The sequence below is a fragment of the Actinomycetospora sp. CA-053990 genome (genome assembly GCF_050948445.1).
GTDB lineage: Bacteria > Actinomycetota > Actinomycetes > Mycobacteriales > Pseudonocardiaceae > Actinomycetospora > Actinomycetospora callitridis.
Map to the genome: position 1 here is coordinate 2,925,922 of NZ_CP192043.1, position 21,055 is coordinate 2,946,976.

The 21,055-nt window shown below is 76.4% G+C and carries 31 protein-coding genes; 25 read left to right on the forward strand and 6 right to left on the reverse strand.

Annotation, left to right across the window (positions count from 1 at the left end; genetic code table 11):
- The first annotated feature begins 40 nt into the window (after positions 1–40).
- The 7 genes from ACQPYN_RS15065 to ACQPYN_RS15095 all read left to right on the forward strand — a co-directional run bounded on the left by ACQPYN_RS15065 (position 41) and on the right by ACQPYN_RS15095 (position 3,548).
- Positions 41–364: a hypothetical protein gene (locus tag ACQPYN_RS15065; protein ID WP_433038203.1), complete on the forward strand. Its 324-nt coding sequence runs from the start codon at positions 41–43 to the stop codon at positions 362–364.
- Positions 361–897: a universal stress protein gene (locus ACQPYN_RS15070; RefSeq protein ID WP_433038205.1), complete on the forward strand. Its 537-nt coding sequence runs from the start codon at positions 361–363 to the stop codon at positions 895–897. Before ACQPYN_RS15065 ends, ACQPYN_RS15070 begins: the two co-directional genes overlap by 4 nt.
- Positions 898–1,037: 140 nt before the next feature.
- Positions 1,038–1,271: a universal stress protein gene (locus ACQPYN_RS15075; protein WP_433038895.1), complete on the forward strand. Its 234-nt coding sequence runs from the start codon at positions 1,038–1,040 to the stop codon at positions 1,269–1,271.
- Complete coding sequence (locus tag ACQPYN_RS15080; protein WP_433038207.1) at positions 1,271–1,537, forward strand: universal stress protein; 267 nt, start codon at positions 1,271–1,273, stop codon at positions 1,535–1,537. Before ACQPYN_RS15075 ends, ACQPYN_RS15080 begins: the two co-directional genes overlap by 1 nt.
- On the forward strand, positions 1,534–1,884 hold the full coding sequence (locus tag ACQPYN_RS15085; RefSeq protein WP_433038209.1) for a hypothetical protein: 351 nt from the start codon (positions 1,534–1,536) through the stop codon (positions 1,882–1,884). Before ACQPYN_RS15080 ends, ACQPYN_RS15085 begins: the two co-directional genes overlap by 4 nt.
- A gap of 174 nt (positions 1,885–2,058) precedes the next feature.
- The gene (locus tag ACQPYN_RS15090) at positions 2,059–2,970 is read left to right on the forward strand and encodes a universal stress protein (RefSeq protein ID WP_433038211.1); all 912 of its coding nucleotides are present in this window, start codon (positions 2,059–2,061) and stop codon (positions 2,968–2,970) included.
- A gap of 59 nt (positions 2,971–3,029) precedes the next feature.
- A complete protein-coding gene (locus ACQPYN_RS15095) occupies positions 3,030–3,548 on the forward strand; it encodes a MarR family winged helix-turn-helix transcriptional regulator (RefSeq protein WP_433038213.1) in 519 nt (172 codons plus the stop codon).
- Positions 3,549–3,599: 51 nt separating this feature from the next.
- Here ACQPYN_RS15095 and ACQPYN_RS15100 read toward each other — a convergent pair whose 3' ends face one another.
- Positions 3,600–4,160, reverse strand: coding sequence for a universal stress protein (locus ACQPYN_RS15100; RefSeq protein ID WP_433038215.1), 561 nt, complete (start codon positions 4,158–4,160; stop codon positions 3,600–3,602).
- A 194-nt stretch (positions 4,161–4,354) separates the two neighbouring features.
- Here ACQPYN_RS15100 and ACQPYN_RS15105 point away from each other — a divergent pair, with 194 nt between their 5' ends.
- The 9 genes from ACQPYN_RS15105 (at position 4,355) to ACQPYN_RS15145 (ending at position 12,055) form a co-directional block, all read left to right on the forward strand.
- Positions 4,355–5,032, forward strand: a complete 678-nt coding sequence (locus ACQPYN_RS15105) for a universal stress protein (RefSeq protein WP_433038217.1) — start codon at positions 4,355–4,357, stop codon at positions 5,030–5,032.
- 237 nt (positions 5,033–5,269) lie between these two features.
- Complete coding sequence (locus ACQPYN_RS15110) at positions 5,270–5,638, forward strand: Hsp20/alpha crystallin family protein (RefSeq protein WP_433038219.1); 369 nt, start codon at positions 5,270–5,272, stop codon at positions 5,636–5,638.
- Between the two features lie 180 nt (positions 5,639–5,818).
- Positions 5,819–6,013 carry a hypothetical protein gene (locus ACQPYN_RS15115; RefSeq protein WP_433038221.1) on the forward strand — a complete coding sequence of 65 codons (195 nt, stop codon included), beginning with the start codon at positions 5,819–5,821 and terminating at the stop codon, positions 6,011–6,013.
- Between the two features lie 8 nt (positions 6,014–6,021).
- Positions 6,022–6,954 carry a universal stress protein gene (locus tag ACQPYN_RS15120; protein WP_433038223.1) on the forward strand — a complete coding sequence of 311 codons (933 nt, stop codon included), beginning with the start codon at positions 6,022–6,024 and terminating at the stop codon, positions 6,952–6,954.
- A 765-nt stretch (positions 6,955–7,719) separates the two neighbouring features.
- Positions 7,720–8,187, forward strand: a complete 468-nt coding sequence (locus tag ACQPYN_RS15125; protein WP_433038225.1) for a DUF7144 family membrane protein — start codon at positions 7,720–7,722, stop codon at positions 8,185–8,187.
- A 170-nt stretch (positions 8,188–8,357) separates the two neighbouring features.
- On the forward strand, positions 8,358–8,606 hold the full coding sequence (locus tag ACQPYN_RS15130; protein ID WP_433038227.1) for a DUF1918 domain-containing protein: 249 nt from the start codon (positions 8,358–8,360) through the stop codon (positions 8,604–8,606).
- Positions 8,607–8,724: 118 nt separating this feature from the next.
- On the forward strand, positions 8,725–9,612 hold the full coding sequence (locus ACQPYN_RS15135; RefSeq protein ID WP_433038229.1) for a universal stress protein: 888 nt from the start codon (positions 8,725–8,727) through the stop codon (positions 9,610–9,612).
- 14 nt (positions 9,613–9,626) lie between these two features.
- The gene (locus tag ACQPYN_RS15140; protein WP_433038231.1) at positions 9,627–10,532 is read left to right on the forward strand and encodes a universal stress protein; all 906 of its coding nucleotides are present in this window, start codon (positions 9,627–9,629) and stop codon (positions 10,530–10,532) included.
- On the forward strand, positions 10,529–12,055 hold the full coding sequence (locus tag ACQPYN_RS15145; RefSeq protein WP_433038233.1) for an AAA family ATPase: 1,527 nt from the start codon (positions 10,529–10,531) through the stop codon (positions 12,053–12,055). The genes ACQPYN_RS15140 and ACQPYN_RS15145 overlap by 4 nt, the downstream gene beginning before the upstream one ends.
- A gap of 17 nt (positions 12,056–12,072) precedes the next feature.
- Here the strand turns inward: ACQPYN_RS15145 and ACQPYN_RS15150 are convergent, their stop codons facing one another.
- Positions 12,073–12,315 (reverse strand): SHOCT domain-containing protein, encoded by a 243-nt coding sequence (locus tag ACQPYN_RS15150; protein ID WP_433038235.1) that lies wholly within the window; start codon positions 12,313–12,315, stop codon positions 12,073–12,075.
- A gap of 215 nt (positions 12,316–12,530) precedes the next feature.
- Here ACQPYN_RS15150 and ACQPYN_RS15155 point away from each other — a divergent pair, with 215 nt between their 5' ends.
- Positions 12,531–13,529: a zinc-binding alcohol dehydrogenase family protein gene (locus tag ACQPYN_RS15155; protein ID WP_433038237.1), complete on the forward strand. Its 999-nt coding sequence runs from the start codon at positions 12,531–12,533 to the stop codon at positions 13,527–13,529.
- On the opposite strand, the gene ACQPYN_RS15160 is transcribed toward ACQPYN_RS15155, so the two are convergent.
- Positions 13,501–14,082, reverse strand: a complete 582-nt coding sequence (locus ACQPYN_RS15160; protein ID WP_433038239.1) for a hypothetical protein — start codon at positions 14,080–14,082, stop codon at positions 13,501–13,503. The genes ACQPYN_RS15155 and ACQPYN_RS15160 overlap by 29 nt on opposite strands.
- Positions 14,079–14,519, reverse strand: coding sequence for a hypothetical protein (locus ACQPYN_RS15165; RefSeq protein WP_433038241.1), 441 nt, complete (start codon positions 14,517–14,519; stop codon positions 14,079–14,081). Before ACQPYN_RS15165 ends, ACQPYN_RS15160 begins: the two co-directional genes overlap by 4 nt.
- 152 nt (positions 14,520–14,671) lie before the next feature.
- Here ACQPYN_RS15165 and ACQPYN_RS15170 point away from each other — a divergent pair, with 152 nt between their 5' ends.
- From ACQPYN_RS15170 to ACQPYN_RS15190, 5 genes are all read left to right on the forward strand, one after another.
- Positions 14,672–15,229 carry a universal stress protein gene (locus ACQPYN_RS15170; RefSeq protein ID WP_433038243.1) on the forward strand — a complete coding sequence of 186 codons (558 nt, stop codon included), beginning with the start codon at positions 14,672–14,674 and terminating at the stop codon, positions 15,227–15,229.
- A gap of 31 nt (positions 15,230–15,260) precedes the next feature.
- Complete coding sequence (locus ACQPYN_RS15175) at positions 15,261–16,160, forward strand: universal stress protein (RefSeq protein WP_433038245.1); 900 nt, start codon at positions 15,261–15,263, stop codon at positions 16,158–16,160.
- Between the two features lie 79 nt (positions 16,161–16,239).
- On the forward strand, positions 16,240–16,722 hold the full coding sequence (locus ACQPYN_RS15180; RefSeq protein WP_433038247.1) for a universal stress protein: 483 nt from the start codon (positions 16,240–16,242) through the stop codon (positions 16,720–16,722).
- A gap of 10 nt (positions 16,723–16,732) precedes the next feature.
- Complete coding sequence (locus ACQPYN_RS15185) at positions 16,733–17,179, forward strand: hypothetical protein (protein ID WP_433038249.1); 447 nt, start codon at positions 16,733–16,735, stop codon at positions 17,177–17,179.
- The gene (locus ACQPYN_RS15190; RefSeq protein WP_433038251.1) at positions 17,176–18,093 is read left to right on the forward strand and encodes a universal stress protein; all 918 of its coding nucleotides are present in this window, start codon (positions 17,176–17,178) and stop codon (positions 18,091–18,093) included. The genes ACQPYN_RS15185 and ACQPYN_RS15190 overlap by 4 nt, the downstream gene beginning before the upstream one ends.
- A 47-nt stretch (positions 18,094–18,140) precedes the next feature.
- Here the strand turns inward: ACQPYN_RS15190 and ACQPYN_RS15195 are convergent, their stop codons facing one another.
- Both ACQPYN_RS15195 and ACQPYN_RS15200 read right to left on the reverse strand, forming a co-directional pair.
- Positions 18,141–19,145 (reverse strand): Acg family FMN-binding oxidoreductase, encoded by a 1,005-nt coding sequence (locus ACQPYN_RS15195; RefSeq protein ID WP_433038253.1) that lies wholly within the window; start codon positions 19,143–19,145, stop codon positions 18,141–18,143.
- Positions 19,142–19,420, reverse strand: a complete 279-nt coding sequence (locus ACQPYN_RS15200; RefSeq protein ID WP_433038255.1) for a hypothetical protein — start codon at positions 19,418–19,420, stop codon at positions 19,142–19,144. The genes ACQPYN_RS15195 and ACQPYN_RS15200 overlap by 4 nt, the downstream gene beginning before the upstream one ends.
- A gap of 206 nt (positions 19,421–19,626) precedes the next feature.
- Between ACQPYN_RS15200 and ACQPYN_RS15205 the strand changes: the two genes are divergently transcribed.
- The 3 genes from ACQPYN_RS15205 to ACQPYN_RS15215 all read left to right on the forward strand — a co-directional run bounded on the left by ACQPYN_RS15205 (position 19,627) and on the right by ACQPYN_RS15215 (position 21,011).
- Positions 19,627–19,845, forward strand: a complete 219-nt coding sequence (locus ACQPYN_RS15205) for a hypothetical protein (RefSeq protein ID WP_433038257.1) — start codon at positions 19,627–19,629, stop codon at positions 19,843–19,845.
- Positions 19,842–20,612, forward strand: coding sequence for a universal stress protein (locus tag ACQPYN_RS15210; protein ID WP_433038259.1), 771 nt, complete (start codon positions 19,842–19,844; stop codon positions 20,610–20,612). Before ACQPYN_RS15205 ends, ACQPYN_RS15210 begins: the two co-directional genes overlap by 4 nt.
- 126 nt (positions 20,613–20,738) lie before the next feature.
- On the forward strand, positions 20,739–21,011 hold the full coding sequence (locus ACQPYN_RS15215; RefSeq protein WP_433038261.1) for a hypothetical protein: 273 nt from the start codon (positions 20,739–20,741) through the stop codon (positions 21,009–21,011).
- Positions 21,012–21,055: the final 44 nt, after the last annotated feature.

Sequence of the window (21,055 nt, forward strand, 5' to 3'; positions counted from 1 at the left end):
CCCTCACGGGCCGTCGCCCGGGGCGTCCAGGGTCGATGTCATGACGGCACACGAGCTCCTCGCCTCGGACGGCAGCGCGTCGGAGACGACGGGGACGACGGAGAAGCCCCGCTCCGGTCCCGAGCGGGTCGGGGACGTCCTCGACCGTGGCGTGTACCGCTCCGCGGTCGCGATCGACCGGCTCCGGGCGCGACTTCCGGCGAACCCCGTGCCGATCTACCTCGGTGTGGCTGCCCTCGCCGTCACAGGTGTGGTGAGCTGGCCCGTCGCCGTGGCGGCCGGGTGCGGCTACGCGGCGTTCCGGCGGTGGGAGCCCCAACCGCACGGCGTCCCGCACCCGGCGCCGGCGCCGGTCCTGGCGTGACCGTGTCTCGCGGCCGCCCCGACCGTGCCCCGCAGGTCCTGTGCGGGGTCAACGGCTCGACCAGCTCACGGAGAGCCCTCGCCGAGGCCGTCCGCCGAGCCTCGGCGTGTGGCGGCCGGCTGACGGTCGTCACGGCGTGCGACGCCGCGGGCTACTTCTGGGGCGCCCTCGCCGCGCTGCCCGGGGGCGACCTGCTCCCGGTGCCCGACCGGGCCGCGGTCCTGGAGGCCGAGGAGGCGACACTGCGGGACTTCGTCGACGACGTGCTGTCCGACCCCGCGCTCGCGCCGCTCGCCGCGGAGGGCCCGATGGCGATCGAGACCCGGGCCGTGCCCGGCCGTCCCGTCGACGTGCTCGTCCGGGAGTCCGCCGAGGCCGCCGCCCTCGTCGTGGGCCACGGCGAGGACGCGCGCACCATGACGTCGGTGGCCGCCGGGTGTCTGCGCCGGGCCCACTGCCCGGTGATCGTCGTCCCGGGAGAGCTCACGAGTCTCCCCGTGCCGCCGAGCACGAGGTCGCGTCGGGGGTCGTAGGTCCCCGAGCCGCGGGACCGTCGGGCGGGCCTTCGCCCCTGATCGACGGCGGCAACGCGGACGACCCTGGGGTCGCCGGGTCCGTCGGACCTCCCGGCCGACCGGCGCCGCCGCTCCGGGAGGAGGGAAGGGTGATCGGGATGTCGGAGGAGAGACCGCTGGTGGTCGTCGGGGTCGACGGCTCCGAGCACGGGGAAGCGGCCCTGCGGAGAGCGCTCCGCGAAGCGTCCCGGCTCGGAGGGCGGCTCGAGGTCGTCTCGGCCTGGGAACGTCGCGGTCTGACGCTCGCGGAGTACCTCGACCTGCCGTTGGGCAACGAGGGCGAGCTCCAGGCGGAGCTGGACCGGCGGGCCCGCGCCCTGTCGACCGGGTGATGGCCACCGAGCCCGACCACGGGGTGGAGGTGCAGGTCCGGGCGCACGCCGGCCGCCCGGCCGAGGTACTGATCGAGGCCGCGCGCGACGCGGACCTGCTCGTCGTGGGACACCGGGGCCGCGGGGCGTTCCGCAGCGTCGCGCTGGGTTCGGTCGGTCTGGGCTGCGTGCTGCACGCTCCCTGCCCGGTGCTGGTCGTACCCGTCCCGACCACCCCGCCGACCGCCCCGACGGCCGGCACAGCGACGGTCCGGACCGCGCGATGACGCGGACGGGAGTCGGGCCCGGTGCCCCTCACCGCGGCCGGGCGGGCCGGGCGTCGCTCGTCCTGCTCCTCGTCGCGGCGGCTCTCCTGCTCGGTGGGTGCGCAGCCGTCGCCGACGACGGCGCCCGCCTCGCGGTGCCGCCCGTCGCCGGGTTCTGGCTCGGGCTCTGGCAAGGGCTGATCCTCCCGATCACCTTCCTCGTGTCGCTGTTCGAGGACGGTGTGGGCATCGACGAGGTGCACAACGATGGAGCCTGGTACGACGTCGGCTACGTCCTCGGCGTGGCGCTGGTCTTCTCCGGGCCCGCCCGCATCGGTGGTTCCGCCCGACGGTCGGGACGGCCGTGACGGCGGCCGTCACCCCGGTCCGCGTCGGTGGACCTCCTCATGGCCGAACGGCCTCGGGCGCCGCGCTCCTCCGGGTGCGCACGACGGCCGGCCGGCCCGGGTCACCAGGCCTTCCGACCCTGGCCGTCGCTCGCCGAACGGCGTGACCCTCGCGGTAGGACGAGGAGGTGGGCCGTGTCGGATCCGATGGTCTCCGCGCCGGCGGTGGGCGACCCCGCCACAGCAGCGCCGACGCCGAAGAGGATGGGCGCCGACGTCGTGGTGGGCGTGCCGCTCGGAGGACGGGCCGGAGCCGCCGTCCACTGGGCCGCCGCCGAGGCCCGGGACCGCGGCGTCGCGCTCCGGCTGGTGCACGGGCTGGTGGTCCCTCGCGGCGGCTATCCGGGGCGCTCGTTCGTCGGCGTCGACGCCGAGCAGGGCCTGTTCCTGCTGGCCCGTCAGGAGCTACGGGAGATGCGGCTCGTAGCCCGCGACGTCGCCCCGGACCTCCCGATCGTCGAAGACCTCGTCGAGAGCGATCCTGTCGCCGTGCTGCGGGCCCAGGCGCGCGTCGCCTCGCTGCTCGTCCTCGGCAGCGACGGATTCGGCAGGCTCGGGGAGCTCGCCCTGGGCAGGACCACCCGGGGCCTGGCCGGGGAGGTCCCCGTGCCGGTCGTCCTCGTGCCGCACCACTGTGACGCGCGGGCGCGCGAGAGGGCGGAGGGCCACGCCCCCGTCGTGGTCGGGGACGACGGCTCGGAGGGCTGCCGGGAGGCTCTGGGGTTCGCCGCTCTCCGGGCCGAGTCCCGCGGTGCTCCCCTCGTCGTGGTGCGGGCAGGCAAGGACGTGCGGCTGCTCGGCGAGGACGTTCCCGAACTGGGATCGGCGCGGCCGGCCGACGTCCGTGTCGTCCTCGCCGAGGAGCGCGCGGACCGGGTGCTGGCCGACCAGGCCCGCGACGCGGAGCTCGTCGTGATCGGGGTGGGGGAGCACGGCCGGCTGCGGCATCGCCGCCCGCAGACGCGTCCCGGGCTCGTGCGGAGGGCGACGTGCCCGGTCGCGATCGTGCCCCCGGGTACGGGCGGGGGCTCCCGGGCCGCACGGTAGCTCCGGCTCCCCGTGCCGCTCCGCCGACCGCCCGCCCGACGTCGAGAGTGCGAGGTGCCGTGGACACCAGTCGGACGGACATGCCCGACCGGATGCGCGACCTCGTCCTGGCCGTCGACGCCTACCGCAGGGCCTTCGCGGACGTGCTCGGGCTCGGGGTCGGTGAGGTCCTCACGCTGGCGGACCTCGGCCGGCAGGGCGCCGTGCCGGTGTCGCTGCTCGCCGTCCGACTGGGGGTGAGCGCGCCGGCCGGCACCGCGTTGGTCGACCGGATGCAGACGCGGGGTCTGGCGGTCCGCCGTCCCCACCCGACCGATCGACGCAGCACGCTCGTCGACCTGACTCCGCGCGGGCGCCGCGCCGCCGCGATCATGGGGCGGCTCTTCCGGGAGGACGTCCACGCGGCCCTCCAGGACGTCCCGGTCGAGCACCTCGACGAGCTGGCCGACATGCTCGACCGGCTCGCCGCAGCCCTCCGCCACCGTGCCGGCGACGTCAACCACCTGCGTCGTCGGCTCCTGCGCGAGGACAGCGCCGAGCCCGGCGTGCCCGACCCGGACGAGGGAGCACCCGCGTGATCGGTACGTCCGCGGCGTCCGGGTGCCGGCGGGGACCGGTCGGTCGGACGATCACGGCTCGTGTCGTCGGCCCACGGCGACCGGCTCGGGGCCCGCGGACCGGACCATGCGGTGCGGGATCACGAGCACCGGGACCGACGAGTCGCGCACGCACCGGGCGCTCACGGAACCGAGGACGGCCGAGGCGGCGCGTCCCCGTCCACGGGACCCCACGACGAGGATGTCCGCGTCGGCCGCCGCGTGGAGCAGGATGTCCGCCGAGTCGGGCCCTTGGCGCAGGTGGAGGTCGACGTGTGCGGCGTCGAGGCCCAGGAGGTCGGTGAGGACGTCGGTCAGGTGGCGTCGTGCGACGTCCTCGAGCTCGGCCAGGTGAGGGCCGGAGTGCTGGTCGTCGGCGGCCACCGCCGTGTCCCAGACGTCCCGGATCTTCCAGGCCCAGACGACCCGGAGGGCGCTGCCGGTCCGCCGTGCCAGCGAGGCGGCCCAGCCCACGGCCTCGACGGCCTCCTCCGAGTCGTCGTAGCCGGCGACGACGAGCGCGATCCCCTCGGCGCGAGCGGTGCGCCCGCTCGCGGTGGCGTGTGCGTGACGGCCCGGAAGCTCATCGTCCATGGGGTCAGGGTGTCCGTCGACGCCGGCCGGGGGCAGGGTCGATCGGCCGGTGTCGACCGGGTCCCGTAGCCCTGCCCGGCCCGCAGGGGGAAGGACGGCCCGGCGGATCGGGACCGGAGCCCCTGACGCCCTGGGTGGGTCGGCGCGAGGGTGCGGGGGCCGGGATCGCACGTCGCCCGTTCTGAGGAGCCCGCATGTCCACCTTCACCGTCGGCGTCGTCGTGTGGATCGTCGCGGGGGTGCTGGCGGCGTTCGTCCTCCTCGGCCGGCAGGGCTACCGCGACTGGCGCTGGTACGTCCTCGGCGCCGTGTTCGGCCCGCTGTTCATCCCGATCGCCGCCGAGCGGGCGAACCGATCCGTGGCGGTCGTCGAGGGCGCCGAGCCGGCCTCCCGCAGCGGCACGTCGATCGTGGTCGGCGTCGACGGATCGGCCGGCGCGGACCGGGCGGTACGCCTCGCCGCGACGTTGTTCGACACCGCGCGGGTGCGCGTCGTCCTCGTGGGCGTCGTGGATCCCGACGCGGCCGACGGTGCGGAGGACGACCCGCGCCGGGTGCGTGCCCGGGCGATGCTCGTCGAGCGCGCGGCGTGGTTCGAGCCCGCCGCGCCCGCAGGTCACGTGGCGATCGAGGTGGTCGCGGGTCAGCCCGCCCGGGCCCTCGAGGCCGTGGCCGAGGCGGAGGGCGCTTCCATGATCGTGCTGGGACGTCGCGGGGCGGGCCTGACCCGGCACCTGCTTGGTGACGTGGCCACCCGGCTCGGCCGGCACGCGTCGGTTCCCGTCCTGCTCGCCGGTCCTCCGGACGGCTCCCGCCTCGGCGACGCGGGCTCGGACGGGCGCGGGACGGTCGTCACGCACCGCCCGGTGTGACGCCGTCCGCGCCCGGGGCGTACCGCGCACGGCCGCACGCCCCGGGCCCGGAGGGCCGGACGACGCCGGTCGCGGGTCCTTCGACCCTGGGGGTGGGTCGGGCCGGGTCCGAACGTCGGGTCCGGAGGTGGAGAACATGTCATTGATCCGACGCCAGACACCCACGACCTCGGCCGACGTCTTCCGGCAGTTCGACCGGATGTTCGACGACTGGATGCGCGCCCTTCCCGTGCGGGCATGGGGGCGCCCGCGATGCGGGCCCCCGAGGAGGTGATCAAGGTCGACGAGTACCGGGAGAACGGTGACCTGGTGATCAAGGCCGAGATGCCGGGTATCGACCCGGACAAGGACCTCAGCCTGACCGTCGCCGACGGGATGCTCGACCTCCGCGCCGAACGCAGGATCGAGGAGGACACCGAGGACAAGGGGTACCACCGGCACGAGCTGCGCTACGGCACCTTCGCCCGACGCCTGCCCCTGCCCGACGGTGTGGACCCCTCCACGGTGGCCGCGTCCTACAAGGACGGGATCCTGACGGTCCGGGTCCCGATGCCCGAGCCGGCCGCGGGCGCGGAACCCACGACCGTCGCCATCGAGAAGGGCTGAGTCCCGCCACCCGGGCCGGGCCGCCGACGGCGGCCCGGCCCGGGCGTGTGTGCGGGAGGTGGCGCGGAGCCAGCGACCATCGGCCCGCCCGACGGGGCCCGGAGGACCCGGGTGTCGGCGGACGTCACGACCGACCCTCGACTCGGACGAGGAACGCCCCGTCGAGGTGAGGAGCGCACGATGGACGCGGAACGCAGGGTGGCCGACCACGGCGGAGTGGCGATCGGCAGGGTGGACGCCGAGGGCGACGTCCGGGACTTCGCCGGTGTGCGCATCGGGCGGGTCCTCGGCGACGGTGTCGTCGAGGACTTCGCCCACGTGCACATCGGGGCCGTCATCGCGACGCGGGCCCCCCGCCACGCCGCGGCCGCCTGATGGCCGACATGGCGAGCGACGGCCCCGGGACGGGCCGGCCCGTGGTGGTGGGTGCCGACGGCTCCGAGTCGTCACTGCGCGCCGTCCGGTGGGCGGCCCGCACCGCAGCGTCCCGAGGCCGGGGCCTGCACGTCGTGCACGCCTACGGCGGGGTCGACCCCTCTCTCGTCGCCGACGCCTCGCTGTGGCGTCGCTACCAGCAGGATCTCCTCGACCACGCCCGCGAGATCGCCGCACGGGCCGTGGCGGTGGCGCACGAGGCGGCCCCGTCGGTGACCGTCACGACGGAGGTCGTGGACGGCGCGGCCGCACCGGCCCTGCTCGAGCGGGCGGACGACGCCCTGCTCGTGGTGGGTGAGCAGGGCTCCGGCGGACTCGGCGGCACGCTCGTCGGGTCGGTGGCCTCGTCGGTGGCCGCCCACGCCGTGGACCCCGTCGTCGTGGTCCGCGGCGACGAGCCCACCGAGCCCGCCGCACCCGTGGTCGTCGGGGTCGACGGCTCGCCGGCCAGCGACGCCGCGATCGATTTCGCCGTCGCGGCCGCGGACCTCGCGAGCTGCCCGCTCGTCGCGGTCCACACGTGGTGGGACCCGCTCTTCGACCCGGTGACGGAGCCGCTGCTGGGCTGGGACGCGATCGTCGACGACGAGAGGCGGCTGCTTGCCGAGCAGCTCGCCGGCCGGTCGGCGGCGTATCCCGATCTCGCCGTGTCCTCCGTCGTGGAGCGCTCCCACCCCTCCCGGTCGTTGCTCGACCGCGCCCGCGGTGCGCGCCTCCTGGTCGTCGGGTCCCGCGGCCGCGGTGGGTTCACCGGGCTCCTGCTCGGTTCGGTGGGCCGCGCGATGGTGCACCGGGCACCCTGTCCCGTCGCGGTCGTCCCCCCACCCGGTCGCGGGTCCGCGCGAGGGTCCGAGGTGCGTGCCGAGGTCGCCGCGCGGTGATCCGAGCCGGGGTCCCGACGGCCGAACGCGCGCCTCCCTCCACTCGGGACGTTCGACCCTGCCGACCCGGGTCCACCCCGTCCACGGTGACGTGGTCGCCACGGCGTCACCGACCGGCGCCGTCCCGGGAAGGACCACGACAGGACGCGATGAGTTCTCGACGCCCGCCCGGCCCCGAGCCGGACGCACCCGTCCGCACCGCCGCGCCCGGCGGCCACCACGACGACGCCGCCCACGCCACCGCGGGCGCCGTGGCACGCCTCTCCGTGGAGTTCCCGGCCCAGCGCGCCGCGGTCGTGTCCCGCACGGTGGATCAATGCCGGCGTGACCTCGACGGGGCGCCACCCGGTGCGCTGCCGGAACTGCTCGAGAGGCTGGCCCGGCAGCGGCTGCAGGACGGCGTTCCCCGGGGACTCCCGCCGCGCGATCCGACCCGACCCGGACCGTCGGCCGCTCTCACGGGGGGAGGCGAGCGCAGCCGACGGCCCGGCGGTCGCCGGACCACGGGGCCCTCGGCGACGGAGGAACTCTAGGTCGGCCCTCCGCTCGCCGACGATCACCCGAGGGCCGCAACTCCGGCCAAGGATCTCCGCGGGGACGGAGGCGCGCGCGCAGTGCGTCTCTCCACCGGTCCCACATCCGGGCGAGCGGAACCGGGACCGTGGGGCGCCCCCGGAGGGGCCGTTGGTCCCTGCCCGGCCCCCGGGGGTGGCGGGACGGTCCTCTGGACGAGTGTCCGTCGTATCGCCGGGAGGTGGAGACGTCATGACCCAGCAGACCGATCCGAGGGAGTACCGAGGGGCACCGAGTACCGGTGCTGGTCCGGCCCCGACCGGACCGGAGCGGAGTGGGGCGGCCGCATGGGTTCGCTTCGGGGCCGTCGTGATGATGATCGTCGGTGTCTTCGGTGTGATCGAGGGCCTGGTCGCCGTGCTGACGCCGTCGTACTACGTCACCGTCGGCGGCGCGGTGTTCGTGCTGTCGCTGGCGGGGTGGGGATGGGTGCACCTGGCGCTCGGCGCACTCGTCGCGATCGTCGGGGCGAGCCTGCTGGGTGACGCGCCGAGCTGGGCCCGTGGGACGGCCGTCGCCCTCGTGGCGCTCTCCTCGATCCTGCACCTGACGTTCGTCGCCGCCGCGCCGGTGTGGTCGATCCTCGTGATCGCGCTCGACGTGATCGTGCTCTACGCGCTGATCACCACCTGGGACGAGCCGCTGCGCGCGCGGCGCTGACGTCCCGGTCGGTCCGGTCGGCCCGTGGCCGGCCGGACCGTTCGCGCATTCCGGGTGCCCGGCCCCTGCCGGAGGTCCCGAGCGAGCCGGTGCGGATGGCCCTGGTCGGCGCCCCGTCGGTGTGAGGACCTCGAACAACCACACGGTGACGGCGGCGAGGGAGGCTCGGGATGAGGGCGCAGGTCGGGAACTGGCTGATCGTGGAGGGGCTGACCGACGCGTCGTCCCGCCGACAGGGGGAGATCGTGGCGGTCACCCACGCCGACGGCACGCCGCCGTTCTGGGTACGGTGGCTCGACGACGACCATCGCAGCCTGGTGTTCCCCGGCCCCGATGCGCGGGTCGAGCCCCACCCCGTGCCGCAGCCGCCGGGCTCCCCGGTAGCGCCCACGCCGGCGTCGGTCCGGGCGACGCCCTGAGGACCTGCCGGAAGTCCCGTTCCATCGCGCCGTCGGGCCCTGACGCGGGGCGGGGAGGCGGCGGGAGCGTGGTGCGCGGGCCGCGACCGCGGCGCCGTTCCCTCCCGAGGAGGCCCGCATGATCGACCACTCGACGCCACCGGCCGGCGTGCTCGTCGGCGTGGACGGCAGCCCCGCGACCGCCGGCGCGGTCCGGTGGGCGGCGCGCGAGGCCGCCCGTCGTCACCTGCCGCTCGACCTGGTCCAGGTGCTGCCACCCTCGGAGCGTCCGCACGACGAGCTCCGCAGCCCGTCGGGGCGTGCCCACGCGCTGCTCGAGCAGGCCCGCCAGGTCGCCGGCGCCGTGGCATCGGAGGTCCCGGTGCGACTCTCGGTGGTGGACGGTGTCGCCGGGCCTGCGCTCGTCGCGACGGCCGCCCGCGCGCGCCTGCTGGTGATCGGCGCCCGGCCCGGGAGCGGGCTCGCCGACACGGGCGTCGGTCGGACCATCGCCCACGTGATGGGCCACGCCCCCTGCCCCGTGATCGTGGTGCCCCCGGACTGGGCGCCCGCCGAGGACGAGGCCTCGCGAGGGGTCCTCGTGGGCGTCGACGGCTCGATCGAGGCACGGGGCGCGATCGCCTTCGGTGCCGACGTCGCGGACCGGTCCCGCAGCACGCTCGTCACCGCGAGCGTCACCCCGCGCCTCGGTGGCCCCGACGAGGAGACCCGGCGCCGCGACCTCGCCGAGGTCGGGAGCGGCCTGGCCACGGCGCACCCGGAGCTGGTCGTCCAGGAGGTGGTGCGGCGGGGCGCGCCGAGTGAGGCGCTCCTCGACATCGCCCGCTCGGGCGTGAGCCTGGTGGCGCTCGGCTCGCGAGGGCGCGGGGCCGTCGGGGGCGCGCTCCTGGGGTCGACGAGCCAGCAGGTCGTCCGCTTCGCGCCCTGCCCGGTCGCGGTGCTGCCCCCGCAGGCGGCCGCGACCTGGGCGCGTCCCGAGCGCACCTACGCGGGTGAGGGGGCCTGATGACCGTGACGTCGATGGGCGCGAGGGTGACTCCTCGCGTCCCCTCCGTGGTCGTCGGCGTCGGCGACGGCCTGTTGCGGACCCGGGTGCTCGACCGCGCCGTGGCCGAGGCCCGCCGGCGGGACCGCACCGTCCGCGTCGTGCACGCCGACGCCCCGGCGGGGTCCGAGGCACCGTCGTACGGCGACGCCGGCGAGCGGGCCGAGAGCTACCTGAGCCGGACCGCGCCCGACGTCGAGGTCCGCCGCACCTGCGCCACCGGCGACCCCGCGAGCGCGATCGCCGCGGCCTGCCGAGCCTCGTCGTTGCTGGTGGTCGGGGACCGCCACCGCCGCCTGGGCAGCGCGGCCGGCCGGACCACCGAGGAGCTGATCGCGATCGCGCCCTGTCCCGTCCTGGTGCTCGGCGAGGACCGCGCGCCCTCGGCGGTCCCCGTGCCCCCGCGGGCCGTGGTCGTCGTCGGGCTCGACGAGGGCCCGGGCGCCGCGGTCGTGCTCGACCGCGCTCTGCGGATCGCGGAGATGTCGGCGGAGCCGGTCGAGGTGGTCCATGCGGTCGACGAGGTCACCTACGACGCCGGGCGGGTCGCCCGCCGTCGCGACGCCGACCTCGATGACGAGGAGACGGACGCGCGCGCCCGGATCGAGGGCCTCGTCAGCGCGAGTGAGTACCGGTTCCCGGACGTCGCGACGAGCGTCGTGGTCGCCGAGGACCGACCGGCCCGGCTGCTGGTGGAGCGTGCCCTCGGGGCGGACCTGCTGGTCGTCGCGCACCGGTGCCACGACGCCGAGGACCTCGTCGGCCTCGGCTCGACGACCCGGTCGCTGCTCCTGGCCGCGCCGTGCCCGGTGCTCGTCCTCGGTCCTCTGGCCGGTGCATGGGCCGACGGTCCCCGCACCGGGGCGGGCGTCGTCCGATGACCGACCCGCTCGGCGCCGCCGCCCGGAGCGGACGGGCGCCCGACGCCGACGGGCTCGCCGTCGGCGTGCGCGAGACCCACACCGCGGTGCTGTGGTTCCTCGGCGACCGCGTGCACAAGATGAAGAAGCCCGTCGACCTCGGCTTCTGCGACTTCACCACGGTGGAGCTCCGTCGGGAGGCCTGCCGGCGGGAGATCGCGCTCAACCGGCGTCTCAGCCCCGAGGCCTACCTCGGACTCGAGACCGTCCTCGGGCCGTCCGGCGAGGCCGAGGACTACCTGGTGGCCATGCGCCGCATGCCGGCCGACCGCAGCCTCGCGGCGCTCGTGCGCGCGGGCGAGCCCGTCGAGGAGCACCTGCGGGCGGTCGCCCGACGGCTCGCGGGATTCCACAGTGCCGCGGCGCGGGGACCGGCCGTCACGCGCGAGGGCTCCCGCGAGGCGGCGCGGACCCGGTGGGAGGGGGTCCTCGATGGCCTCCGTCGCCACGCGGGCGCGCTGCTGCCTCCCGACGTCGTCGACCGGGTCGCTCGCGAGGCGACCGCGTTCCTCGACGGCCGCGCGGACCTGTTCGCGGCGCGCCGGGCCGAGGACCGCGTCGTCGACGGCCACGGTGACCTGCTGGCCGACGACGTGTTCTGCCTACCCGACGGACCCGTCCTGCTCGACTGCCTCGAGTTCGACGACCGGCTGCGCTACGTCGACGGGCTCGACGACGCCGCGTTCCTCGCCATGGACCTCGAACGGCTCGGCGGGCCGGAGCCCGCGGCCCGGTTCCTGGAGCTCTACGCGGAGTTCGCCGCCGACCCGGCACCGCCGGCCCTGAGCCACCACTTCGTCGCCTACCGGGCCGCGGTCCGTGCGGCCGTCACCTGCCTCCGCGTCGACCAGGGTGGCGGGGACGCCGCGGAGGCCCGCGACCTGCTCGACCTCGTCGACCGCCATCTGCAGGACGCCCGGGTCCGTCTCGTGCTCGTCGGCGGCCTGCCGGGGACGGGCAAGACCACCGTCGCCGGCGGCGTCGCCGACCGGCTCGGGGCCGTGCTGCTGTCCACCGACCGGGTGCGCAAGGAGCTGGCCGGGCTGACCCCGACGGACCCCGCGGGCGCGGAGTACCGCGACGGCCTCTACCGGCAGGAGCACACCGACGCCACCTACGCGGCCCTGCTCCACCGCGCCGGGGAACTGCTCGGTCGGGGCGAGACGGTCGTGCTCGACGCGTCGTGGACCGACGCCCGGCGGCGGGACGGGGCGGCGGCGCTCGCCGCGCGGACCTCGTCGGAGCTGGTGGCGCTGCGCTGCGACGCCCCACGGGACCTGGCGGACGCGCGCCTCCGCGCACGCCGCGGGTCGGCCTCCGACGCCACCCCGCTCGTCGCCGCGGTGATGTCGGCCGACGCCGACCCCTGGCCGGAGGCGACCACGGTCGACACGTCGGGACCCGCGGAGGACTCCGTGGCGACCGCCGTGACGGCCGTGCGCGCCCCGGGGCGCCACGGGTCCTGGACCGTGGTCGAGGTCTGACGCCCCGGTTCTGGCCCTCAGCGCTCGGTCATGGCACGCCGGCGAGTGGCGTACTCGTCGGCGTCGATCTCGCCACGGGCGAAGCGGAGGTCGAGGATCTGCCGGGCGTCCTGCTGTGGTCCGGCGCCGGCCTCCGACATCCGCCACCACCGCAGCACGGCGAGGACGACCGCGATCACCAGCACCCACCAGAGAACGAAGCTCACGCTCATCAGCGGGACCATCCATCCCACCGCCCAGCCGCCGCCGTCCCACATCATGGCGCGCCTCCTGCCCTCGGGGGCGCCGGTCGGTCCGCCCGGCCGGTCGGGCCCGGGCCCACGGTGGCGCCGCGAGCCGGTGCCGGGCAGGTTCGGTGGGCCCCTTCTCGAGCGACCACCGGCGCTCACGGGTGTGCCTCCGGTCCCTGGCGCCCCGCGGGGCGGCGGGCAGCGTGAGGGACAGGCGTCGATCGTTCCCGGCCGAGGAGGACCGCGTGAGGGCATTCCGGGTGCACCGTCCGGGACCGGCTGCCGAGGGCCCGCTGGAGAGGGTCGAGGTGGCGACTCCGGCGCCCGCGCCCGACGAGCTCCTCGTCCGGGTGCTCGCCTGTGGGGTCTGCCGGACCGACCTGCACGTGGCGGAGGGCGACCTCCCGGTCCACCGACGGGACGTCGTGCCGGGGCACGAGGTGGTCGGCCGGGTGGTGGGGGTCGGGGAGCGGGTCCGCGGGTTCGTCGAGGGCGAGCGCGTGGGTGTGGCGTGGCTGCGCCGCACCTGTGGCGAGTGCCGTTTCTGCCGCCGCGGTGCCGAGAACCTCTGCCCGCGGTCGCTCTACACCGGCTGGGACGCCGACGGCGGCTACGCCGATCACACGACCGTGCCGGCGGACTACGCGCACCGTCTGCCGGAGGGCTACACGGACACGGAGCTCGCGCCGCTGTTGTGCGCGGGCATCATCGGCCACCACGCGCTGCGACGCGCCGAACTCCCGGCCGGCGGCCGCCTCGGGGTCTACGGGTTCGGGGGCAGCGCCCACCTGGCCACGCAGGTCGCGCTGGCGCAGGGAGCCACGGTGCACGTGATGACGCGCAGCCCGGCCGCCCGGGAGCTGGCGCTGCGTCTCGGCGTCGCGTCGGCGCAGGACGCGGCCGACCGACCCCCGGAGCCGCTCGACGCGGCGATCCTCTTCGCGCCGGTCGGGGACCTGGTGCCACGGGCGCTCGAGGCCCTCGACCGCGGCGGGACACTGGCTGTCGCCGGCATCCACCTCACCGAGGTCCCGCCGCTGGACTACCAGCGCCACCTGTTCCAGGAGCGCACGCTGCGCAGCGTCACCTCGAACACCCGGACCGACGCCCGCGCGTTCCTGCGCCTCGCCGGCGAGCACCACCTCGAGGTCAGCACCGTCCCCTACCCCCTCGAGCACGCCGGCGATGCCCTGGCCGACCTCGCCGCCGACCGCATCACGGGGGCCGCGGTCCTGGTGCCCTGAGGCGGGCGCCGCCCGGCGACGGGACCCCGTCCGGCGCTCCGGCGCCCACCGGGCCGAGCAGATCGTCACGATGTCGGCCCGGGAGGACCGTGTAGTCGATCGAGCCCGGCACGCTCACCAGCGCGAGCACCCGCCACAACGCGCGGGCGTAGGCCCGGGCGCGGTCGGCGCCGTCCCACTCGTAGAGACCGCGGTACACCCCGTGCTCGTCGGCGGCCAGCCACCACTTGGCGACGAACCCCGGGAAGCCGACGAACAGCGGGGTGTTGAGCAGGCTCTCGGCCCGGAACACCCTGTGGGCGGTCGGCCCGCGCACACCCCGGAGACGGAAGCGCACGACCAGCGCACACGGGGACTCCGCGACCGCCCCGCGGACGACCGTCTCCCGGTAGATCCACGCTGAGGTGCCGTCGGCGAACCACACGCGGGTGCCGACCCATCGCCCGGGCAGACGCAGACGCCGGCGCAGCAGCAGGCGGACCGACGCGAGCATGCACCGCAGGAGGGCGCGCGCCGCCTCGGGACGGGGGAGGGGTGACTGCTCGTCGGTCACGGTGACGTCCGTCCTGCCGAGGTCGCGGGTCGCGTGTGCCGGACGCCGGCGACGAGCAGGATCGCGGCGGCGACGAGCAGGACCACCGGCTGGAGCACGAAGTAGCGCTGCATCACCAGCAGCTGCACCGCGATCCACCCGACCTGTGACACCCCGGCGAGCACCGACGCCGTCGGGGCCGCACGGTGCCCCCGCAGCTCGAGGAACGCCGCGCCGAGCATCGGCGCGGCGACGACCAGCAGCAGGGCCACGCCCGGGACGACCCAGTCGGCGAACGGTGTCCCCACCAGCCAGTCGTCGGACATGCCCAGCGTCCCGGCGAGCAGTCCGACGGCTCCGTAGACCGCGCTCCCGCCGAGCAGGGCCTCGAGCACGACCAGGACAGCGCGGGCCGGAGCCCTCGTGGGTGTGCCGCGCGGGGGAGACGTGGCGACCATGACGACCTCCTTCCGGACCACGACCGAGCCTGTGGGGAGGCGCCGTCGGAGGGACAGGGGCCCTCGGGCCGTCGAGTCGGGGCCGTGGGTCCCTGCCCGTCGCCCGCCGTCGCGCCGCACCGTGGCCCGCACACGGAGCGAGGAGGCGCGTGATGAGCGCTGGAGCAGGCACGGGCGGGGCGGGTGCGCCGCGGATGGTCGTCGGGTTCGACGGCTCGGTGGGGTCGCGGGCGGCCCTGAGACACGCACTGGACGAGGCCCGTCGACGGGGGGCGCGGCTCGAGGTCGTCGCGGCCTTCATCTCCCCCGAGCGGCTCGCGGTCGTGAACCGCCTCCCGATCGTCACCGAGCGCGAAGCGGTCGCCGCGGCGGCCGAGGCGGCCGCTCGGACCGAGGTGGACGAGGTCGTCGCCGGAGACCTCGCCGAGCACCCCGAGGCCGCCGCGCCCCCGATCGCCGTACGCGCGGTCGCGGGCGATCCCGGTCCGGTCCTGACCGAGGCGGCCGTCGGCGCGCAGTTGCTCGTCGTCGGCCACCGCGGACGGGGCGGCGTCGCGAGCACCGTGCTGGGTTCGGTCTCCTGGTGGTGCCTGCGTCACGCTCCCTGCCCGCTCACCGTCGTCCCTCCGCCGCGCGAGCACCCCCGGGCAGCGTCCGCCGACGACCGGGTCACGGCGGTGTCCGCGGGGGTCGCCGGGAACCTCCGGTGAGCCCGCTCGACGAGCACCCCTGAGTGCCGGCATGACGATCGACTCGTCCGGCCCGACCGGGGGTGGGGGTCCGACGCCCGACCCCGGGATCGTCCGGGCGTTCGCCCCGCCCGGATCGGGACGGCACGCCGTCGTCGCCTGGGCACGCCGGCACGCGCGTCGGACCGGGGCCCGGATCGAGATCCTGGTCGATCCCGACCTCGCGGCTCCGCCCGACCGGCCCACCGACGCCCACGCCGGCCCGATCGCGCTGGTCGGTGTCCTGCTCGGGCACGTGTGGGCGCTGTTCGTGGACCCGGGGTCCCTGACCGAGCGGCTGGGTCGTGCGTCGGCGGGAGCACGGTTGTTCGTCGTGCCCCAGTCGCTGCCCGAGGTCGACGTCCTCGTCGACACCGCCTACGAACCGGTGACGGTCGTGCCCACCGATCCGCCGCACCCGCAGGGAGCCGTCGTGCTCGCCCTGGCCCACCGCACGACCGAGGAGACGATCGGCGCGGCCTTCGACGCCGCCGAGCAGCGGGGCGCGCCGGTCCACGTGCTGCGCCTCCGTGATCCCGCCCGGTGGACCGTCGTCACCACCGAGGACGCCGCCGCTCGCGCGGACGAGGAACGACAGGACTGCGCGGACCGACTGTCCGCCTGGCGCATCACCCACCCCTCGGTGCCCGTCGAGGTACGGGTCGGCGAGGGCGACGTGACCGTCGAGCTCATCGGTTCGACGTGCGAGGCCCGGCTCCTCGTGGTCGGACGCTCCGCGCGGGGCCGACTCCTCGGCACGGTCACGCCCTCACCCGTGGCCCGGACCGTGCGGCGCGCCCGGTGCCCCGTCCTCGTCGTCCCTCCGCCCGGGCCACCCCGGCGCTCCTGGTGGTCCCGAGCCCGACCCCTCCCGCTCGGGACCTTCGGCCCCGGTACTCGGGACGAGACGTGACCGTCCGGCACTGACCGGGGACGACCCCTGCGCCCCACGGTGGGACGCGGCACGAGGCCGCACCGAGCGAGGGAGCACCATGACCGACGACGACGCCCGGGGCGGCGTGATCATCTGCGGGATCGACGGCTCGAGCGGGGCGCGTCGCGCCCTGCAGGAGGCGATCCGGGCCGCGGCCCGGCGCGGCGCCCGGGTCCGGGCGGTGGCCGTCTACGAGCCGCCGGAGATGTGGGCGGCCTGGGGCTACGGGGCGACGTCCGGCGTCGCCCTGCCCGATCCGGACGCGCTGCACGGGGACGAGCTGAACGCCGCGCGCGCGATGGTCGACGAGGTCCGCGCGGACATGCAGGACGAGCTGACGTTGCCCGAGATCGAGGTCGAGACGCGGGCCGGCCGGCCCGCCGAGGTGCTGGTCGAGCTCGCGGGGGACGCCGACGAGCTCGTCGTCGGGCACCGCGGTCGCGGCGCCTTCGGGAGCGTCGTGCTCGGCTCGGTCGGCCTGGGGTGCGTGCTCCACGCGGCCTGCCCCGTGACCGTCGTCCCCGAGCCCGTCGCAGCCTGAGGACCTGGTCGTGTCCACCGCACCGCCCCTGTCCGCTCCCGGGTCCCCGGTCGACCTCGACGCTCCGGTGGACACGGTCGCCCGTCCCGCGACCGTTCTCGAGGAGACCACGCCGCTGCCCGAGGCCTGGACCCGCCTGCACGAGGACCACGTCCGGTGCGGCGTCGTCGTCCGCGACGGCCTGCCGATCGCCGTCGTCACCGCCGGCGGCCTGGCCGAGCGCTGGCCCGCCGGAGGGCCGCTCGTTCAGCACCGGCGGACGCTCCACGAGCTGCTCGACCGCCCCTGCGGTGTCGAGGTCCTCGACGAGAACGACACGGTGCGCCACGCCGGGCACCGTCTGCTGGCCACCGGCCTGCCCGCCCTGCCCGTGCGTTCCGTCCGCGGCGGGCCCCTGCGGCTGGTGACCACCACGACGGTGCTGCGCACGGTGCTCGGGGGAGAGCCTCCGACATGACCGGACCTGTGGGCGTCGTCGTCGGGATCGACGGATCGCCCACGGCGGCTGCCGCGCTGATGACGGCTCTCGAGGAGGCCGCCCGGCGCGGGGAGGCCGTGACGGCCGTTCTCGTCTATCCCGCGCCGGGGTCGTGGGGCGCGACGGGGAACGCCGATGGCGGCGAGCCGGACCGGCTGGCGACCGCCGTGCTCGAGGAGGCGCGCCGGTTCGTCGACGAGGCGACGATGCCCCTGCCCGCGACGCTGCGCGGGGTCCCGCTCGAGCTCTCGGTCCGGGCCGGGTCTCCCGCCCCGCTGCTCGCCGAGGCGGCCCGCACCGCCGCGCTGCTGGTCGTCGGCCACCGCGGGCGCGGGATGGTCGGCCGCGCGGTCCTCGGCTCGACCGCTCTGCGTGTGCTCTCGCTCGCGTCCTGTCCGGTGCTGGTGGACCGGCCCCGAGAGGCGGAGGCGGACGGCCCGGTCGTCGTCGGGATCGACAGGTCGGTGGCCTCGGCGGTGGCTCTGCGCTACGCCCTGCAGGACGCGACGCGGCGTGGTGTCGGGCTGGTCGCGGTCACCGGGACGGCGCCACCGCCGGTCATGGTCGGCTTCCGCCCGATGGGTGCCGCGACGCTGAGCGAGGTGCGCCGTGCCCTGCAGCCCCGGGTCGAGCAGTTCGTGGGCGAGGTCGTGAACGAGGTCGTGGGGGAGGACCGGCGGTGCCATCCCGCCCCGGAGGTGGACGTCGTGGTCCGTGGGGAGGATCCGGCGGAGGCCCTGGTGGACGTCGCCGAGCAGCGCGGGGCGCCGGTCGTGGTGGTCGGACGCACCGGGCACGGCGGGTTCACCCGGTGGCTGCTGGGGTCCGTCGCCCACGGGGCCGTGGTGCGCGCGCCGTGCGCGGTGGTCGTGGTCCCCGTCGAGCAGACGTAGCGAGATCGATCCGGACGTGGGTGGACGAGAGAGCCCGTCCGCTCCGGTCAGTCCACCTCGGTCAGCACGTGATCGAGGGGCCGCCGCGGTGTCGGGTGCAGGGCGTCGCCACGCTCGGAGGGCCAGCCGATGCGCAACGCCACGACGGGCGGGCGGTGGGCGCCGACGATCAGGTGCCGGAGACGCTCGCGCGTCTCCTCCACCTCCAGCACCTGGGTGATCGGTGTGGTCGCCAGGCCGAGCGCGGTGGCCTCGAGCAACACCGCGCTGAGGGACTCCCCGGCACGCAGGACGGAGACGGGCTCCTCGTCGACCGCGGTGAGGATCGCCAGCATCGACGCGTCCTCGTGATCCATCCCGCCGCGCGGCTGGCGGAGCGTCCCCCGTGGGAACCACCGCAGGACCAGGTCGCGGTAGGACGGTGGCGGCCCCTCGAGCCGGGCGGCGGCCGGGATGCCGTCACGGGCCCCGGCGTAGCGGTGCGTCCACCGGTACAGCTCGGTGGCGTAACCCTCCTGCTCGGGCTGGCGCTCGGCGGCCTCCCGCATGGCCTCGGCGAACAGGGTGCGGTGTGCTCCGAACGCCACGTGCAGGACCCCGCCGAACGGACGCGCCGCGTCGGCGACGGCGCCGAGGACGTCCGGGGGCACCGAGCGGCCCGAGAACCGGCGGCGATCCGTGTGCCGCCGGTCGATGGCCGCGGCCTGCCGGTGGGCGTCTCCAGGGACGGCGGCCCCGGCCGGACGGATCCGCACCCGGGCGAGCGGCCGTCCCTCGGGGTCCTCGGGCTGGTGACGCACCACGGCGTGCCAGCCGCGGTCGGCGAGCGCCACCCGCAGGTGGTGCAGAGCGCACCCACAGCCCAGGAGCACGCCGTGGCCGCGCTCGTCGGTGAAGGGCAGGCGACGACTCCGGTCGATGTGGAGGTCGAGGTGGTCGGGCCCGAGAACCCACCGCCACGGCTGCGCGTTGTGCTCCGAGGGAGCGCGCAGCGACGTGGCGACGGCGTCGCGCAGCGCCGTCCGGACGGCGTCCGTGGTCGGGGTGGTCATCGCGCGTCGTCTCCTGACGGGGGCTTGGCCAGGTCGTGCGCGGCGGCCCGCAGGGCGGCGTCGATGCCGGCGTCGGGCTCGCCGTGCTCGAGTGCGCCGACGATCCAGGTGAGGGTGCGACGGGCGTCCCGGCACGGCTCGTGGTGCAGGGACCTCCGGGCCTGGTCGAGGGCGGCGAGCAGGGTCACGTGCGGCACGCGGCGCCGACGCAGATCGACGGCGTGGGCGACGAGCTCCCAGGCCTCGGTGCTCCGGCGGTGCGGTGTGGTCTCCACGGCGGCTCCTCTCGACCGCACCAGCTCACCGTGGGGGTCCCTCGCGGTCGAGGTCCGGAGGTCACCTCCTGGAGAGACGCAGGTCCCGAGACCACGACGGGCGCCACGACGCACGCCCTCCGGTATCCGGGCCCTGTGTCACTGCCGCCGCCGACCTCGCCCGGGCAGCGTCGGGAGCGTCCGCAGCGCAGGAGGAGGTGGGCCGGATGGCCCGTGCCCTGGTGGTCTTCGAGTCCATGTTCGGCCACACGGCGGAGGTGGCCCGGGCGGTGGCGGCCCGCGACCTCGACGACCATGTGCCGACCGAGGTCGTGGAAGTCGGTGCCGCGCCGGCGCGGCTCGCCGACGGCGAGGCGGCGCGTGCCGAGGCCTGGGATGACGAGCTCGGGATCGCGCTCACCGCCGCTCTCCGGGGGGCACGGTGAGTGCGCCGGTGGTCGTCGGCGTCGGAGGGCCGCACGACGAGCGCACGGTGCGGTGGGCGGCGGTGGAGGCCCGGGACCGGGGACTCCGCCTGCGACTGGTCCACGCCCTGACGCCCCCGGTCGGCGGCCACCCCGGCCGGGCGGCCGCGGCGGCGCCGGGGCTGCGGCGTCTCGCTCGCGTCGGGCTCGACACCGCCGAGGGGGTCGCGCGGGAGGTCGTGCCGGAGCTCGAGGTCGAGACCGCCGTGGTCGAGGGCGGGGTGGTGCGGGTTCTCCACGCGGAGGCCGCCCACGCCGCACTGCTGGTCGTCGGCAGTGAGGGGCTGGGCCGCATCGGCGATCTCCTGATCGGCGGCGTGGTCCGCGGGCTCGCCGGGCACGTCGACGTCCCCCTCGTGGTCGTCACCGCCGACTACGACCCGTTGGCGCCGCGAGGGGACCACGCACCGGTGCTCGTCGGGGACGACGGCACGCCCGGCTGCGAGGGCGCCTGGCGCTTCGCCGCCGACCGCGCGCAGCGACGCGGCGCGCCCCTGGTCGCGGTGCGGGTCACCGGGGAACACGTCGACCGGGCGCTGCTGGACCGCGCCCGCGGGGCCGAGGTCCTCGTCCTCGGCGTCACCGGCGCGTGGTTCCACCACCACCGCGCGACGCCCGGCGTGGTGCGGCGCAGCACCTGCCCCGTCGTCGTCGTCCCACCGCTGCCCCTCCACCGTGACCCCGGCGAAGGCCCGGCCGTCACCACCGCGGCGTCGTCCGCCGAGTGATCGGGACGGCCTTCTCCGGGCCGTGCGGGACCTTCGGCCTCGACCGTGGCCCGTTGGTCGCTGTCGGGACGCGCCCCGACGCGCGTGGATGATCCCGTCGACCGATCAGGACCGAGGAGCTCTCATATGACCGCCACCGATCTGACCCGCCCGAGCACGCCCGACCCCCTCCGGACCGTGCACACGCGGCGGAGCACGGAGGGCTGGCGGGACGAGCTCGTGGAGCTCCTGGTGCTGTCCGAGCACGGCGACGCGGTCGCCGCGCGCACGCTGCGGACCTGGATCGCCACCGACGCGGCGGTGCGGAGGGTCCACGCCGCGATCGTCCGTGACGTCGTCGCCGTCCGGGCGGCCCGGACACCGGCGGGCCCCCTCGGCGCCTCGTCGCTCACGGCCTGACGGCCCTCGGCCGGCCCTCCTCCACGGCGAGTGCGCGTGGGGGA

Bases quoted from the DNA above. Each gene is read 5' to 3' on its own strand.
- ACQPYN_RS15065 (WP_433038203.1), top strand. From the start codon at position 41: ATGACGGCACACGAGCTCCTCGCCTCGGACGGCAGCGCGTCGGAGACG.
- ACQPYN_RS15075 (WP_433038895.1), top strand. From the start codon at position 1,038: ATGTCGGAGGAGAGACCGCTGGTGGTCGTCGGGGTCGACGGCTCCGAG.
- ACQPYN_RS15080 (WP_433038207.1), top strand. From the start codon at position 1,271: ATGGCCACCGAGCCCGACCACGGGGTGGAGGTGCAGGTCCGGGCGCAC.
- ACQPYN_RS15085 (WP_433038209.1), top strand. From the start codon at position 1,534: ATGACGCGGACGGGAGTCGGGCCCGGTGCCCCTCACCGCGGCCGGGCG.
- ACQPYN_RS15100 (WP_433038215.1), bottom strand. From the start codon at position 4,160: ATGGACGATGAGCTTCCGGGCCGTCACGCACACGCCACCGCGAGCGGG.
- ACQPYN_RS15105 (WP_433038217.1), top strand. From the start codon at position 4,355: ATGTCCACCTTCACCGTCGGCGTCGTCGTGTGGATCGTCGCGGGGGTG.
- ACQPYN_RS15110 (WP_433038219.1), top strand. From the start codon at position 5,270: ATGGGGGCGCCCGCGATGCGGGCCCCCGAGGAGGTGATCAAGGTCGAC.
- ACQPYN_RS15115 (WP_433038221.1), top strand. From the start codon at position 5,819: ATGGACGCGGAACGCAGGGTGGCCGACCACGGCGGAGTGGCGATCGGC.
- ACQPYN_RS15120 (WP_433038223.1), top strand. From the start codon at position 6,022: ATGGCGAGCGACGGCCCCGGGACGGGCCGGCCCGTGGTGGTGGGTGCC.
- ACQPYN_RS15125 (WP_433038225.1), top strand. From the start codon at position 7,720: ATGACCCAGCAGACCGATCCGAGGGAGTACCGAGGGGCACCGAGTACC.
- ACQPYN_RS15130 (WP_433038227.1), top strand. From the start codon at position 8,358: ATGAGGGCGCAGGTCGGGAACTGGCTGATCGTGGAGGGGCTGACCGAC.
- ACQPYN_RS15135 (WP_433038229.1), top strand. From the start codon at position 8,725: ATGATCGACCACTCGACGCCACCGGCCGGCGTGCTCGTCGGCGTGGAC.
- ACQPYN_RS15140 (WP_433038231.1), top strand. From the start codon at position 9,627: ATGGGCGCGAGGGTGACTCCTCGCGTCCCCTCCGTGGTCGTCGGCGTC.
- ACQPYN_RS15145 (WP_433038233.1), top strand. From the start codon at position 10,529: ATGACCGACCCGCTCGGCGCCGCCGCCCGGAGCGGACGGGCGCCCGAC.
- ACQPYN_RS15150 (WP_433038235.1), bottom strand. From the start codon at position 12,315: ATGATGTGGGACGGCGGCGGCTGGGCGGTGGGATGGATGGTCCCGCTG.
- ACQPYN_RS15165 (WP_433038241.1), bottom strand. From the start codon at position 14,519: ATGGTCGCCACGTCTCCCCCGCGCGGCACACCCACGAGGGCTCCGGCC.
- ACQPYN_RS15170 (WP_433038243.1), top strand. From the start codon at position 14,672: ATGAGCGCTGGAGCAGGCACGGGCGGGGCGGGTGCGCCGCGGATGGTC.
- ACQPYN_RS15175 (WP_433038245.1), top strand. From the start codon at position 15,261: ATGACGATCGACTCGTCCGGCCCGACCGGGGGTGGGGGTCCGACGCCC.
- ACQPYN_RS15180 (WP_433038247.1), top strand. From the start codon at position 16,240: ATGACCGACGACGACGCCCGGGGCGGCGTGATCATCTGCGGGATCGAC.
- ACQPYN_RS15190 (WP_433038251.1), top strand. From the start codon at position 17,176: ATGACCGGACCTGTGGGCGTCGTCGTCGGGATCGACGGATCGCCCACG.
- ACQPYN_RS15195 (WP_433038253.1), bottom strand. From the start codon at position 19,145: ATGACCACCCCGACCACGGACGCCGTCCGGACGGCGCTGCGCGACGCC.
- ACQPYN_RS15205 (WP_433038257.1), top strand. From the start codon at position 19,627: ATGGCCCGTGCCCTGGTGGTCTTCGAGTCCATGTTCGGCCACACGGCG.
- ACQPYN_RS15215 (WP_433038261.1), top strand. From the start codon at position 20,739: ATGACCGCCACCGATCTGACCCGCCCGAGCACGCCCGACCCCCTCCGG.